The 13,829-nt window shown below is 61.2% G+C and carries 12 protein-coding genes and 1 tRNA gene; 9 read left to right on the top strand and 4 right to left on the bottom strand.

Features of this window, described 5'->3' with window-relative positions; translation table 11 throughout:
* Positions 1–195 precede the first annotated feature (195 nt).
* Complete coding sequence (locus R8L07_21515) at positions 196–1,800, top strand: choline dehydrogenase (protein MDW3208121.1); 1,605 nt, start codon at positions 196–198, stop codon at positions 1,798–1,800.
* A gap of 37 nt (positions 1,801–1,837) precedes the next feature.
* On the opposite strand, the gene R8L07_21510 is transcribed toward R8L07_21515, so the two are convergent.
* Positions 1,838–1,912 (bottom strand) — tRNA-Val (locus R8L07_21510).
* Positions 1,913–2,014: 102 nt separating this feature from the next.
* A complete protein-coding gene (locus R8L07_21505) occupies positions 2,015–2,515 on the bottom strand; it encodes an anti-virulence regulator CigR family protein (GenBank protein ID MDW3208120.1) in 501 nt (166 codons plus the stop codon).
* A 160-nt stretch (positions 2,516–2,675) separates the two neighbouring features.
* Between R8L07_21505 and R8L07_21500 the strand changes: the two genes are divergently transcribed.
* Both R8L07_21500 and R8L07_21495 read left to right on the top strand, forming a co-directional pair.
* Positions 2,676–3,509: a DUF3108 domain-containing protein gene (locus tag R8L07_21500; GenBank protein ID MDW3208119.1), complete on the top strand. Its 834-nt coding sequence runs from the start codon at positions 2,676–2,678 to the stop codon at positions 3,507–3,509.
* Positions 3,510–3,721: 212 nt separating this feature from the next.
* Positions 3,722–3,937 carry a hypothetical protein gene (locus R8L07_21495; protein ID MDW3208118.1) on the top strand — a complete coding sequence of 72 codons (216 nt, stop codon included), beginning with the start codon at positions 3,722–3,724 and terminating at the stop codon, positions 3,935–3,937.
* Between the two features lie 81 nt (positions 3,938–4,018).
* On the opposite strand, the gene R8L07_21490 is transcribed toward R8L07_21495, so the two are convergent.
* Positions 4,019–6,091, bottom strand: coding sequence for a methyl-accepting chemotaxis protein (locus R8L07_21490; GenBank protein ID MDW3208117.1), 2,073 nt, complete (start codon positions 6,089–6,091; stop codon positions 4,019–4,021).
* Positions 6,092–6,345: 254 nt separating this feature from the next.
* Here R8L07_21490 and glmU point away from each other — a divergent pair, with 254 nt between their 5' ends.
* Both glmU and glmS read left to right on the top strand, forming a co-directional pair.
* The gene (gene glmU / locus R8L07_21485; GenBank protein MDW3208116.1) at positions 6,346–7,701 is read left to right on the top strand and encodes a bifunctional UDP-N-acetylglucosamine diphosphorylase/glucosamine-1-phosphate N-acetyltransferase GlmU; all 1,356 of its coding nucleotides are present in this window, start codon (positions 6,346–6,348) and stop codon (positions 7,699–7,701) included.
* 34 nt (positions 7,702–7,735) lie between these two features.
* Complete coding sequence (gene glmS / locus R8L07_21480; GenBank protein MDW3208115.1) at positions 7,736–9,565, top strand: glutamine--fructose-6-phosphate transaminase (isomerizing); 1,830 nt, start codon at positions 7,736–7,738, stop codon at positions 9,563–9,565.
* On the opposite strand, the gene R8L07_21475 is transcribed toward glmS, so the two are convergent.
* Complete coding sequence (locus R8L07_21475; GenBank protein MDW3208114.1) at positions 9,566–10,012, bottom strand: GNAT family N-acetyltransferase; 447 nt, start codon at positions 10,010–10,012, stop codon at positions 9,566–9,568.
* Positions 10,013–10,117: 105 nt separating this feature from the next.
* Between R8L07_21475 and R8L07_21470 the strand changes: the two genes are divergently transcribed.
* From R8L07_21470 to R8L07_21455, 4 genes are all read left to right on the top strand, one after another.
* Entirely contained in the window at positions 10,118–10,660 is a 543-nt protein-coding gene (locus R8L07_21470; GenBank protein ID MDW3208113.1) for a hypothetical protein, read from the top strand.
* Positions 10,661–10,751: 91 nt separating this feature from the next.
* Complete coding sequence (locus tag R8L07_21465; GenBank protein ID MDW3208112.1) at positions 10,752–11,999, top strand: MFS transporter; 1,248 nt, start codon at positions 10,752–10,754, stop codon at positions 11,997–11,999.
* Positions 12,000–12,140: 141 nt separating this feature from the next.
* Positions 12,141–12,665, top strand: a complete 525-nt coding sequence (locus tag R8L07_21460) for a hypothetical protein (GenBank protein ID MDW3208111.1) — start codon at positions 12,141–12,143, stop codon at positions 12,663–12,665.
* A 102-nt stretch (positions 12,666–12,767) separates the two neighbouring features.
* On the top strand, positions 12,768–13,793 hold the full coding sequence (locus R8L07_21455) for a hypothetical protein (GenBank protein ID MDW3208110.1): 1,026 nt from the start codon (positions 12,768–12,770) through the stop codon (positions 13,791–13,793).
* Positions 13,794–13,829 lie beyond the last annotated feature (36 nt).

Here is a 13,829-nt window from a genome sequence, read left to right as displayed (position 1 = left end):
TGTTATTGGACGGTCCCAGTACCGCCATCACATGGTAGCGCCAAGCGCGCGGAGCCGTTAGCGCAGATATACTCGCCGTCCCTTGAGATAAGGTCACCAGCACGCGCGCCTGACCTTTCCGACGAGTGGGCTCAAGGCTATCATGTCCCTGATGCAATGCAACAAATTGGGGACGGGGACGCGGTGACGGCTGGGCTGGGAGAATTCGATTACATCATCGTCGGAGCAGGGACCGCAGGCTGTGTCCTGGCCAATCGGCTGAGCGCAGACCCGAAGAACCGGGTCCTGCTTCTGGAGGCCGGGGGTAAGGATGATTACCTGTGGATCCACATTCCCGTCGGCTACCTTTATACGATGGGCAATCCGCGCACCGACTGGCTGTTCCGGACAGAGGCGGAACCCGGCCTGAACGGTCGCGCGCTGGACTATCCGCGCGGCAAGGTTCTGGGCGGCTGTTCGTCCATCAATGGCATGATCTACATGCGGGGGCAGGCCCGGGATTACAACATCTGGCGCCAGATGGGAAATACGGGTTGGGGCTGGGACGACGTCCTGCCTTACTTCGTGAAATCCGAAGACCATGTGGACGGCCGAAACGACAATCATGGAACCGGCGGTCCGTGGCGTGTCGAGCATCAGCGCCTGCGCTGGGACATCCTGGACGCCTTCCGCGAGGCGGCAATTGAAACCGGCATTCCGGCCACGGATGACTTCAACACCGGAAACAATGAAGGCATCGGCTATTTCCAGGTCAATCAGCGGCGCGGCGTCCGCTGGTCCTCCGCGCGCGGGTTCCTTCGCCCGGCGATGAACCGGCCGAATCTGCAGGTCGTAACCAAGGCACACTGCAAATCGGTCATCATCGAAGATGGTCGCGCCGTTGGGGTCGACCTACTGGTCGACGGATCGGCAACATCCGCGCGCGCGGCGGGGGAGGTCGTTCTGGCCGCCGGCGCGGTGGCGTCGCCCGTCATCCTGCAACGGTCGGGCATCGGCCCCGGCGCGGTGCTTCAGGAACACGGCATCTCCGTGCGCCATGATCTGAAGGGGGTCGGCGAGAATCTGCAGGACCATCTGCAAGTTCGGCTCGCCTTCAAGGTTGAGGGGGTGCGCACGTTGAATGAGCTGACCCACAACCCGCTGCGCAAGGCCGCGATGGGGTTGGAATACGCGCTGTTTCGGTCGGGGCCGCTCAGCATGGCGCCCAGCCAGTTGGGCTGTTTCGCGAAATCGGATCCGGACCGTGAGACGCCGAACCTGCAATACCATGTGCAGCCCCTGTCGACGGACAAACTGGGGGAGGCGTTGCATCCGTTCCCAGGCTTCACCGCCTCGGTCTGCAATCTGAGGCCTGAAAGCAGGGGAACTGTCCGATTGCGATCAGCGGATCCGATGGACAAGCCGGTCATCCGGCCAAACTATCTGCACGACCCTGCGGATCGGAAAGTCGCTGCGGATGCGATCAAGCTGACCCGCCGAATCGCCCAGGCGCCCGCGCTGCAGAAATTCAGGGCGACGGAGTTCAAGCCGGGACCGCAGATCGACGGCGATGAGGAACTGGCCCGTGCTGCCGGCGATATAGCGACGACCATCTTCCATCCGGTTGGAACCGCAAAGATGGGGCCGGCTTCAGACGATACTGCCGTTGTGGATCCGGAACTCCGGGTTCACGGCATTGGCGGCCTGCGTGTTGTCGATGCGTCCATCATGCCGACCATCACTTCGGGCAACACCAACTCGCCAACCGTCATGATCGCAGAGAAGGCGTCCGACATGATCCTGCGCGCTGCCAGAGCCTGAGGCACGCGTGAAGGGAAGTCTAATGATCGGGAAGGAATGGTGGGCGGTACTGGGATTGAACCAGTGACCCCTCGCGTGTGAAGCGAGTGCTCTCCCGCTGAGCTAACCGCCCGTCGCCGTAGCGGACGGTCGGATACTCCCTGGCTTGGGGACTGTCAAGCGACGGCGACCCGGAAACGGTTTCCTGGCCGCAATTTTCCGCAGGAAGGAAAATTCACTGTGCGCGCACGACATCTACCAGGATGTCGACTACGACACCGGTTGCCGCGTCCACCAGCGCGACATCATCGCCCACTATCAGGGCATCGACTATCTTCCCGACGCTGGAATCGCGATTACGCAACTCGGCCTGCAGCGGGGCCGGGATGCTCTTCTTCGCGATACCGGGGGGCAGCGGTTTGCCGCGGGCGACATTCTTCGCAATCCCGGGGGGCAGGGCTTCCACTGGTTGAGGGTGGCTCTGGAAGTATTCCTCAATCAGCGCCCGGGACGACGAATCTATAATGGACCGGGCGATCACGTCCCCGATATCGTCAGAAGGCTGTGGCGTGGAAGACTGTTCCTTTTGGGCGTTTCCGCCTTTGTCCTTGTTGGCATTCTCGTTCTTCGCATTCGCGCCGGCGGGCACCAGGAAAGCAAACACCGCCACAGCGGCAAGGCCTGCGACGAGGGTCCTGGCTCGGATAGTGCGATGCTTCGATTCGGCATAAGTCATGCTGTGTCTCCACAAGTTGGTGCTGCCCGACCCTTAACGAAGATTTGGGGGGCAGTTTCGTTCTTTCAAATTTTGACCGTCATATTTCTGGACCACCGACAGATATGAACCCATATCAGCCCTAATGCGTGACGCGAACACCACGACGAGACCAAAATTCATGCTGGGCGCACTCTTTGTTGCCGCCCTGATTTTCCTGTCGATCGGCGCGTCGGCGGCTCGTGCCGACACGTCGGACCCGCTGACCCTCGAATACGAGGCCTATTTCGGGGGCTTTCATGTCGCATCCGGGCGTACGTCGATTGCGCTGGAGGGCGAAGGCTACACGATCACCGGAAAGGCTAGGGCGCGCGGTCTCCTGGACTGGTACAGCGGCTGGCAGGGGAATGCGGTCTCCAGGGGACAGATCGGCACGGATGGTGCGGTCGTCCCGTTAACCCATGACAATGGCGGTGTCTGGCGCGGCAGCACCCGTCGAAACGCGCTGGTCTTTCAGCCCGACGGGTCGGTGGAGGTGGCACAGGAATCCCCGCCGGACCCGAACAAGCTGACCCCGATTCCGCCGGCATCGATTCCCGGAAGCGTGGATCCGATCAGTGCAATCCTGTTTCTCGCGGGGGTGATCGAAAAGGGCGGCGGATGCAATGGCAGCATCCCGATCTATGACGGTCGGCGCCGATACGATCTGTCCGTCACGGAAGGCGCAACCCGGACCTTCGAGAAGAACGATTACACGATCTTCGCCGGGGAGGCGACCGCCTGCGAGATCGAATTCCAGAAGATCGGCGGCTTTCGCAAGGACCAGTCGAAATATTCGCGGACTGCGCGCGACCGCACCGTCTGGGTGGCGCGGCCACTGCCCGATGCACCGCCGATTCCGGTGCGGGTGGATGTCGAGACGGATTTCGGACAATTGGTTGTCCACCTGACCGCGGCGCGGCACAGCGGCCGCGAAATCGCGCTGGAACCCGGCAGAGACAATCTGGCCGATTGACGGTTCTGATCGCACAGACTTGAGAGCAGGGCGATTGCGGTCCTGCCATGCGGCGCATGCTTCGCCTTCCGCCCGGCATGCCGCAACATTCCCCCTTTCGGTCCGCAGAGGAAAAACAACTTTTCCGATATAAAAAAATCGAATCCGTAAACGAATTGGAAACCTTGTTATTCTATTTTCCGGAGCATCCAGTCGAGGGTGGGGACCAGCGCATGGAAACGACGAACGACCGCATCAACAATATTCGTACCGTTCTGGCGGATATTGTGGGCAGTGATCTGGCGGACAGTCTGGTTCGTGCCGGCCGCAAGCGCGGCGAATTCGATCTGGACATGCAATTGGCCATCAATGATGGGCTGCAATCCCTTACAATCGAGAAGCGACAGGAAGCCATCGCGCTTCTCGATTCGATGCTTCAGGACGCCTGACGGAATGTAGGCGCCGCTTGCCACGATTGCGGGCGGGATGAACCCCGCCCGCTTTTGAATCGTCCTGGTTCGACCTCGGGATCAAACCGACTGGCTGCGGATTCGATCCAGGAAGGCATTGACCTGGCGGTCCAGTTCCTGAGCCCGGTCGGACAGTTCCTGGCTGATATCCTCCACGGTCTTGGCGCGCTCGCCGTTCTGTACCGCCAGGTCCCGCATTTCTCCAACCTGATCGGAAACCGTCGACGTGCCGGCTGCCGCCTGGCCGACGGCGGAGGAGATTTCGCGTGTTGCCGCCTCCTGCTCCTCGATGGCCGCGGCGATCGATGCCGCGGTCGAGTGGATATCGGCGATCGTCTGGGAGATCGACTTGATGGCGTCGACCGTTGTCCGGGTCTCACCCTGAACCGCCTCGATCTGCTGCGCGATCTCGCCTGTCGCCTTGGACGTCTGGTTGGCCAGGGATTTGACCTCGTTCGCAACGACGGCAAAGCCTTTCCCGGCCTCTCCCGCGCGCGCTGCCTCAATCGTCGCATTGAGGGCCAGCAGGTTGGTCTGTTCGGCAATATCGTTGATCAGGGACAGAACCTCGCCAATTCGGTCCGCTGCGCGCGCCAGATTGCCGACCAGAGTGTTCACCCGATCCGCCTCCGATACGGCGCCGTCGGCCACCGACGTGGCGCGGGTGACTTGGCTGGCGATCTCACGGATGGAACTCGACAGCTCCTCCGCGCTGGCGGCGACCGTGTTCACGTTTTCCGAGGCCTGGTTCGCCGCGTCGCCAACGATGGAGGACTTCTCCTGATTCGTCGACGCGGAGTTGCGGACATCCTGGGCGGCCTGACGGAAGGCGTCGCAGCTGCGGTTGACGCTGCGAATGATCTCTCCGACGGCCGCTTCGAAATCCTCGGCAAACTGCCGGCGGGCGACCGCCCGTTCCTGGGACTGTCGCTGCTGATCCTCCAGCCGTTCCTGTTCCAGGGCCCGCATGCGGATTGCGGATTCCCGGAAGGAATCCAGAGCGGTGTTGATCCTGCCGATTTCGTCCCCGCGATCCTGGCCCGGGACTGCACTGTCCAGATCGCCCGCTTCCAGCCGCGCGATGGAGGCCGCGGTCGTGCGCAGCGGTGCCTTGATGATGCGACTGGCGACCAGGAACAGGACAAGGGCGACCACGCCAACAACGCAGAGACCGCCGATCCAGGAAATAATCATCAGGTCATGAACCGGCTTCTGCACGGTGGCATCGGGGATTCGCACAACGACCGACCAGGGGGTGGTCGTGCCGGTGATCTTCGCCGGTTCAAAGATCAGTCGCTCATCGTTAACTTCCTCGACCAGTCGGTCGCCGGCCTGCACGGCTTTCAGGGCGCCCGCGAGTTCCGGAGAGGTTTCGCTGATCGGCTTCCCGCGGATTTCGTCATCTTCATGGGCGACCCAGGATCCCTGATACGACAGCAACTGCAGGCGTCCGTCACCGAATGGGTTCTCTGCCGCGAAGGCTTCCGACAGATCGTTCAGGCTGATGTCGACGCCGGCAACGCCGACGACCTTGCCCTCGTGAAGGATCGGCACACAGAAGGACACCAGCACGACCCATTGCCCCTCGATATCGTACCCGACGGCATCCGTGACATAGGGCTTGCCGGTTTCAAGCGGGACCTGGAAATAGGCGTTTTCCGGTCCGCTGCCCTGATATGCCGTCAGGTGATAGGGCTGAATGCCCTTGCCGAAATTGTAGAAGTAGGTGGAGTAGCGTCCGGTTTCGTCGGTGAACGGTTCCTTGCCCTTGAACTCTTCATCCCGGCCGTCGAGAGCGTTCGGAATGAAGCCCGCCCAGGCGCCCGCCAGGGCCGAGTTGTCCTCCATCGTCTTTCGCAGAACGTTGTTCAACGCGTCACGATCCACGGCACCGGCTTCTTTCAGCCCTTCGAACACGGAAGACAGGCTGGATGCCAGGGTCATGCCTTCATTCAGCAGGCGAGAGACCTGTTCAGCGTGCTTTTCGGCAATCGCCTCGGCCTTCTCGTTCGAGAGTGTGGAGACCGAATTCGCAGCAAGGCTGGTCTGGAGCCAGATTGCGACAATCAACAGAATGGCGGTGCAGGCGACACTGATCAAAGTCAGCTTTGCGCCGATGGATAGGTTCTTCATTTGAGCGTTTCCCGTTTCCCCGTCATGCCCACAGGCATGCTCTGCCCAATGTGGTAAGCAAGTATGATTAAGAAGTGATTAAGTGCGCGCACCAAATCGCCGATTTCGGCATGCTGTCACAAATCGAAATAACCCGTAACGGGCCGAAACACGATGTGACTTGGCCGGATGTCCGGCGTATGGCAGTTTCCCGGCCCATTGGCGCTGAAAACCGCGTCTCCGTCCCGATAGAAAGTCTCTGCTGGTTATTCCTGATGTCCGACCATCCGATTGCCGCCGTCATTCTCGCCGCCGGAAAAGGAACGCGCATGAAATCCGCGCTTCCCAAGGTCCTGCACAAGGTCGGTGGCATGCCGCTGATCGGCCATATCATCGCGGCGTTGGAGCCGCTGGCACCAGCGCTGCAGGTCGTTGTGGTCGGGCCAGAAATGGACAGTGTCACCGCAGCGGTTGCGCCGATCCCGACCGCCGTCCAATCGGACCGGCTCGGCACGGCCGATGCGGTCAAGGCGGCCAGACCGTCATTGCAGGGTTTCGAAAACGGAACCGTCTTCGTCCTGTTCGGCGACACCCCCTTTATCGCACCGGAAACCCTGTCGGCCATGATCGATGCGCGGCGCGCGGGGGCCGGAATTGTCGTCCTGGGATTCGAACCTGAAGATCCGGCGGAATACGGTCGCCTGGTAACCAACAATGCCGGCGCGCTGGAGGCCATTGTCGAGTTTCGGGACGCCGACGAGGCAACACGCGCCATAGGCCTTTGCAACTCCGGCGTCATGGCGATCGACGCCGCGCGGCTGTTCGACCTGATTGATCGGATCGGCAACGATAATGCGAAGGGTGAATATTATCTGACGGATATCGTCGCCCTGGCGCGCGCCGACGGCATGGAATGCCGGGTGATCGTCGCCGATGAATCGGAACTGTTGGGCATCAATTCCCGCACCGAATTGGCCGACGCGGAGGCTCAGTGGCAGGGCCGTGCCCGCAATGCGGCAATGGACGGGGGCGCGACGCTGCTGGACCCGGCCACGGTCTATTTTTCCTGGGACACAATTGTCGGACAGGATGTGGTGATCGGGCAGAACGTGGTCTTTGGCCCCGCGGTTCACATTTCCGACAATGTCGAAATCAAGGCGTTCAGCCATCTGGAAGGATGCCGCGTTTCCAGTGGCGCGGTGATCGGACCCTATGCCCGGCTGCGCCCGGGGGCGGAAATCGGCGAGGGTGCCCGGGTCGGAAACTTCGTCGAGGTGAAGAATGCGACGCTGGGGACAGGCGCCAAGGCGAACCATCTCAGTTATATCGGGGATGCGCAGGTCGGTGCGCGCGCGAATATAGGGGCCGGCACGATCACCTGCAATTACGACGGCTATCTGAAGCATCGCACCGTGATCGGCGAGGAGGCCTTCATTGGCTCCAACTCCGCTCTTGTCGCCCCTGTGACCATAGGTCAGAGAGCCACGGTGGGGGCCGGGTCGACGATCACGAAGCCCGTCTCGGATGATTCGCTGGCGCTGGCGCGTGGCGACCAGAAGGAACATGTCGGCATGGCGGCCCGGATGCGTCAGCGTCTGAAGGCCCGCAAGGACGCGTTGAAGAACAGTTAAGGGCGCTGCCCTCAAGCAAGATCGGGAAATTTTCATGTGCGGTATTATCGGCATTCTGGGTAAGGCGGACGCAGCGCCGCTTCTGGTCGACGGCCTGCGGCGTCTTGAATACCGTGGTTATGATTCCGCGGGTATTGCGACGCTGGTGAACGGGCGGATTGGCAGGCGTCGCGCCGAAGGCAAACTGGACAACCTTGCGGCGGTCCTGGCATCGGAGCCGCTGGCCGGGACCACCGGTATCGGTCATACCCGATGGGCCACACATGGCGTGCCGTCGGAGGCAAATGCCCACCCGCATGCGACGGAACGCGTCGCCATCGTCCATAACGGCATTATCGAGAACTATCAGGAACTGCGCGACGGGTTGTCGGGCAAGGGCGTCAGTTATGACAGTGAGACCGACACGGAGGTCGTGGCCCATCTGGTGTCGGATTTCCTGGCCCAGGGCCTGAGCCCGCAGGAAGCGGTCGCGAAAACCCTTCCCATGCTGGAAGGGGCGTTCGGATTCGTCATGGTCTTCGCCGGCCACCACGATCTGATGATCGGCGCGCGCCGCGGGAGTCCGCTGGCCATCGGCTACGGCGATGGAGAAATGTATTTCGGATCGGATGCACTGGCGCTGGCGCCGCTGACCCGGCGGATCTGCTACCTGGAAGAAGGCGACTGGGCGGTCATTTCCCGCGACAAGGCGGAGGTTTTCGATACTCAGAGCAATCCGGTCGAACGTCGCGTCGTCGAGACAGCTGTGTCCGGGGCGATGATCGGCAAAGGCAATTATCGCCACTTCATGCAGAAGGAAATCCATGAACAGCCCGCCGTGATCGGCGACACGCTTCACACCGTGCTCAATCCGGCGACCCAGACCATTACGCTGCCGGATCTGCCCTTCGACCTAACGTCGGTGCCGAAGGTCACGATTGGCGCCTGTGGCACCGCTTCTTATGCCGGCATGGTGGCGAAATACTGGTTGGAAAGCGTGGCGCGGCTGCCGACCGAAGTCGATATCGGCTCCGAGTTGCGCTATCGGGAAACGCCGTTGCCGAAGGATGGACTGGCGCTGTTCATCAGTCAGTCGGGCGAGACCATGGATACGCTGGAGGCGCTGCGTTACGCCCGGCAGCAGGGTCAGAGCATCCTGTCCATCATCAATGTGCCGGAATCGACGATTGCCAGATCCTCGGATGCGGTAATCCAGACCAAGGCGGGTCCGGAAATCGGCGTCGCGTCGACCAAGGCGTTTACGACCCAGCTCACTGTTCTGGCGTGCCTTGCCATTGCGGCGGCCAAGGCGCGCGGACATCTGACCCGGCAGCGGGAGGCGGAACTGGCGTCGGCGCTGGCCGAAGTGCCGGGAAGGGCTGCCGAGGTTCTGAACCATGACGACTACATCCGTCAGATCGCTCAGACGGTTGCGGAGGCGCGCGACGTCTTCTTTATGGGGCGCGGATCGGCCTATCCGATTGCCATGGAAGGCGCGCTGAAGCTGAAGGAAATTTCCTATATCCACGCCGAAGGATATGCCGCCGGAGAGATGAAGCACGGCCCCATCGCGCTGATCGAGGAAGACGTGCCGGTCGTAATGATCGCGCCGTCCGGCCCGCTGTTCGAGAAGACGGCGTCCAATGTTCAGGAAATGGTCAGCCGGGGCGGACGGGTAATCTTCCTGTCCGACGCCGCGGGGATCGAGAAGATGAGCCGCATGGCCAAACCGTTCGCCAGCATCGAACTGCCCAAGGTGGATCCCTTCGTGGCGCCAATCCTCTACACCATTCCGGTCCAGCTGCTGGCCTATCACACCGCAGTCTGGAAGGGCACCGATGTCGACCAGCCCCGCAATCTGGCGAAGGCGGTGACCGTCGAGTGATCAGGTTTCCATATACATCGTGATGCGCCTGGAATCGGCAAAGCCGCACTTTCGGTAATAGTCGGTCAATCCCTGATCGGCCTCCGCTTCGGGTGTAATGACCAGAATGACCTGGCTGGCATCACGCGACCTTGCCCAGCGGACCGCGCTGTCCAGGAGCAGGCGCGAGAGGCCCTGTCCCCGGTAATCCGGGGAGACATAGAGGTCCTCCAGTTCGCAGGACCAGCCGAATTCGACTCCGAAGGTGACTGTTGCGGAGCTCATCCCGACAGGCTTGCCATTGTTCTCCGCGATCCAGACTGCTGCGCGGTCTTCGGATAACATCGTCGCCAGATTGCGGGCGACGTGCTCTTCGGGAACTTCGATCCCGTCTTCCCGATAGAAATCGAGGTAAAGCGGCAGGAGTCGTCTTTCGTCGCCTTGACGTGCACGTTGGATGGAAATCACTATCGGGGCCCTCATGTTCAGGATCGGCATGCAATATCAGTTCAAGGAGCTTGTTACGGGTCGAGGCGGCGTTGTCCAGTGCGACCTGTATCAGGAAAGGCAGACATGACCGATCTGGGGCCGCTTCCCCGTATTTCGGCCAGTGACGTTGCGGACGATGAATTGCGGTGCCGGCTCGCGCTTTGGCATGCGCAGCGCATCGACGGCATGGGAGTGCCCTTGACGCGTGAGATCGATCCCTTTGCCGTGCCTGCGCTGGCAGGATCGGTCATTCTGTACGATGTCGATCCGAAATTTGGGCTTAAGTTCCGACTGGTCGGCGAGGACGTGAAGGCCCGCATCGACCGCAATCCCAAGGGACTGCCCCCTGAGGCCGTCGTGGGTGATGATGCTTACGGTCAGCTTATCGTCGCACAATTGCGGCATTGCCTTGAGGCGGGGTTGCCGCTGTATTCCCACCATGACTTCCGGGCGCCAGGTGATGAAATGGTCAGGCCTGCGATTCGCATTGCCATGCCCTATGGCAATGGTCGGCGTGTCACCAGGTTGCTCTGCTATCAGAAATTCTCCGGGAAACTTGCCTTTCCGAAGACGCCGGACGACCCGGATTGGCGCATTGTGAAAATCGCTCTGGTCGATCGGGCATGATGGTCCGGCTCGCCAAACCGGATACCGTCGCCTAGTCTCCGGACCGCGCCGGCGGAGTGTCCGCGGGTCGGCGAGCCGGGAGGCAGGAGACATGCAGGCACGAACACGATCGATCGCGACGATTCTTCTGGGGGCCGGCATCGTCTTCCTGGGATACGGTCTGATGGTGACCGTCCTGCCGATCCGTGCGCAGTTGGAAGGGTTCGGCGAAACCGCGATTGGTCTGATGGGGTCGGCCTATTTCGTTGGTTTCGTAATCGGTTGCGCGGTCGGGCCCGGCGTGGTGAAGGCCGTCGGCCATACACGCGCCTTTGCGGGCTTCGCGGCCCTGGTCGCGGCTCTTGCGCTGGTCTTTCCTCTGGCGGTCGATCCCTGGCTTTGGATGGCGCTGCGGTTCATCAGCGGCATCTGTCTGGCCGTAGTCTACATGGTGATCGAAAGCTGGTTGAACGAACAGGCGACCAACCGGATTCGCGGTATGGTCCTGTCCGTCTACATCATCGTCGGGAACCTGGCCACGATCGGCGGCCAACAGATGGTTGTGGTCTACGATGCCGCCGGTCTGGCCCTGTTTTCGCTGGTCGCGATCCTGATTGCGATATCACTTGTTCCAGTGTCGCTGACTCCGGTGAATGAGCCCGATCCGATTCCCTCGGCAAAGCTGCGGATCGCGAGGCTCTATCGCCTGTCGCCGACCGGATTCGTCGGATGCTTGCTGGTCGGTCTGGCGGATGGCGCCTTCTGGACCTTCGGCCCGGTGTTTGCGCAAGACAAGGGATTGCCGGTGCAGGAGATCGCCTTCTTCATGGGGGCGTTCATGGCGGGGGGCACCATCCTGCAATGGCCGCTGGGATGGCTGTCGGACCGGATTGATCGACGCATTGTCGTCGCCGGCTGTGCCGCCGGGTCCATCGCGACGGGCCTGGCGCTCGCCTTCTGGGAGCCGGATCAGGCATGGATGGCGCTGGCCCTGGCGCTCGCCCATGGCGGCGTGATGATCCCGATCTACGCCCTTTGTATTGCGCATGCCAATGACTTCGCCCCGCACGAGGAAATGGTCGAGGTGTCGAGCGGCCTCCTGCTGCTCTATGGTGTTGGTGCCGCGGTCGGACCCATTGTCATCGGCCCGGTGATGGAACGGGCCGGTTCGGGCAGCCTGTTCGTCATGATCGCCGCAACCTTTGCGGCGCTGGCGCTCTTCGCCCTTTACCGGATCGGCATTCACCGTGTCGCTGAACAGGCGACCCGAGGCCAGTTCGCACCGGTTCCGAAATCGTCTCCTTCCGTTTATACACTCGAGGCTGACGACGCGGACGAGACCGAGGAACTGGGCAAGTAGCTGTTGGCAGTTCAGCAGGCTGCCGCCCGTCCGACCGACTGTTCATGGTCGGCCTTTCCCTCGGGAACACACGCGTCCGGCGACGTCCCCGTTGAAAAGACGGTTTGCGGCACCCGAAAGCTGGGCTAGTTTTCAATCGATATGGCAAACAAGGTCCAGATTTCCTGCAACTATCAGCCCGACGAGGATCGCATCCTGATGCGGGCGCGGCTGACCGACAAGGACGCGCGGATGTGGCTGACACGCCGCATGGTGCTTCAGTTCCTGGCGTCGATCGGCAAGATCTTCGACCATCTGACGGGAACTCAGGCGCAGCCGACGGAACAGCGGCAGGCCGTTGCCGACTTCCGGCGCGATGCAGCCGTCAGTCAGGCAAATTTCCAAACCCCCTATGACGATGACGGTCTGGAACCCTATCCTGCTGACGGCCCGCTGCTGGTAAAGAAGCTGAACGTCGCCGCGCTCGACAATGGTGGTGTTCGTCTGACATTTACCGGAACCACGACCGATGGGGTGCGCTTGAACCTGGGCGAGAAGGAACTGCACGCCGTGGTTCACATGCTGCGCCAGACTGCAGAGAAAGCGCAATGGGCCCTTGGGGCCCATCTTGGTCCGGTTCAGGACGCAGCCAAGTCTGCGCCGGCAAAGCCTAAGGTGCTGAACTAAAAAATCCAAAAAGTTCAATTTTAGGGTGCGCTCGAATGCGCCATATCCTACCGTTATGCCGTAGCGGCAGGGGCACGCGTTGCTGCATCGGGTGCCCGGGGGATGTCTAGCGATACGGGGGATCGTGTGAAAATCAGTGTTGTTTTGCTTGTCTGCGTGATGCTGGTTGGCTGTCAGACTTTGTCGAAGTCCACCGGCAACGGGCCGATCAAACTGTCACGACAGGCAGCGCAGGCCTTCGATTACTATCTGGCGAACGATCCGCTGGTGTTCGCAGTAACGGCCGACGGCAGAGGCGTATACTACTATCGATGTATCGAAGTGGGCTGCGACCACAATCGCGTGGTGGCGACGACGATAGCAAAATGCACGGCCCGATATGGCCGTGCCTGCAAGCTGTTTGCGATACGCAAGGAAATTGTTTGGCAAAACCCCGGAAACTGGCGCCCGGCCGGCAGCGAGACCACAGCGTCATCCCAGAACAGGATTGCCGCCCGGATCCGAACCACACTATCAAAAGAGGCGGCCTATTGGCGTTACCGAAAGGCGCCTGGGCATAAGGCATTGGTTGCAATGGCACCCGGAACCAATGGCAGGATTGCGCATTGGGGTGTTTCCTATGGACATGCCTCACCGGCAGACGCCTTGCGAGTCGCTCAGCAGTTCTGTGTCGGCGCAAGCAGTGGCCCGAGATACATTGGCTGCCGCGTTGTGGAACTCAACGGGCAAACGATGTGGCCGATGCACAAAGATGAGCTGTCAAAGGCAAGGCTGGTTCAACTGACTGATGTAGGCGAGAAGATGCCGGCCTATTCGGGAACGCGTCCATTGACTTTGACCTGGGACGGTGAAAACGCCTGGACGACGGAGATGTCCTACGAGATGCGGGTCGGAAGGATTGAGTTCACCTTTCAGCGAGTAGAAACCGACACCTTCTGCACGGGCGAGGCGGTGCTGGTTGATGGCTCCGGGGGGCTTCAGTTCCAGTTCCGCTGTTCGAATGGCAAGGCCGTGTCCGGAACAGGGACGGTCTCGGCTACGGGAAGCACGGCAAGCCTGAAGGGACATGATGCATCCGGTGCGGCTGTCGACCTTGCCGTCGGGCCGGATCCTGTTCTGTTTCCGTAGTATCGGGGCAGACATATTCGGTTCCACGCAACAGAA

Source organism: Alphaproteobacteria bacterium (genome assembly GCA_033344895.1).
In the GTDB taxonomy this organism is placed as follows: Bacteria; Pseudomonadota; Alphaproteobacteria; order UBA8366; family Aestuariispiraceae; genus Pacificispira.
The sequence above is the reverse complement of the archived record's forward strand: the minus strand, read 5'-3'. Positions and strand labels throughout refer to the sequence as shown.

Excerpts from the sequence above, each read along its gene's own strand:
- R8L07_21505 (MDW3208120.1), bottom strand. The coding sequence starts at position 2,515 with ATGACTTATGCCGAATCGAAGCATCGCACTATCCGAGCCAGGACCCTC.
- R8L07_21500 (MDW3208119.1), top strand. The coding sequence starts at position 2,676 with ATGCTGGGCGCACTCTTTGTTGCCGCCCTGATTTTCCTGTCGATCGGC.
- R8L07_21495 (MDW3208118.1), top strand. The coding sequence starts at position 3,722 with ATGGAAACGACGAACGACCGCATCAACAATATTCGTACCGTTCTGGCG.
- R8L07_21490 (MDW3208117.1), bottom strand. The coding sequence starts at position 6,091 with ATGAAGAACCTATCCATCGGCGCAAAGCTGACTTTGATCAGTGTCGCC.
- glmU (MDW3208116.1), top strand. The coding sequence starts at position 6,346 with ATGTCCGACCATCCGATTGCCGCCGTCATTCTCGCCGCCGGAAAAGGA.
- glmS (MDW3208115.1), top strand. The coding sequence starts at position 7,736 with ATGTGCGGTATTATCGGCATTCTGGGTAAGGCGGACGCAGCGCCGCTT.
- R8L07_21470 (MDW3208113.1), top strand. The coding sequence starts at position 10,118 with ATGACCGATCTGGGGCCGCTTCCCCGTATTTCGGCCAGTGACGTTGCG.
- R8L07_21465 (MDW3208112.1), top strand. The coding sequence starts at position 10,752 with ATGCAGGCACGAACACGATCGATCGCGACGATTCTTCTGGGGGCCGGC.
- R8L07_21460 (MDW3208111.1), top strand. The coding sequence starts at position 12,141 with ATGGCAAACAAGGTCCAGATTTCCTGCAACTATCAGCCCGACGAGGAT.
- R8L07_21455 (MDW3208110.1), top strand. The coding sequence starts at position 12,768 with ATGTCTAGCGATACGGGGGATCGTGTGAAAATCAGTGTTGTTTTGCTT.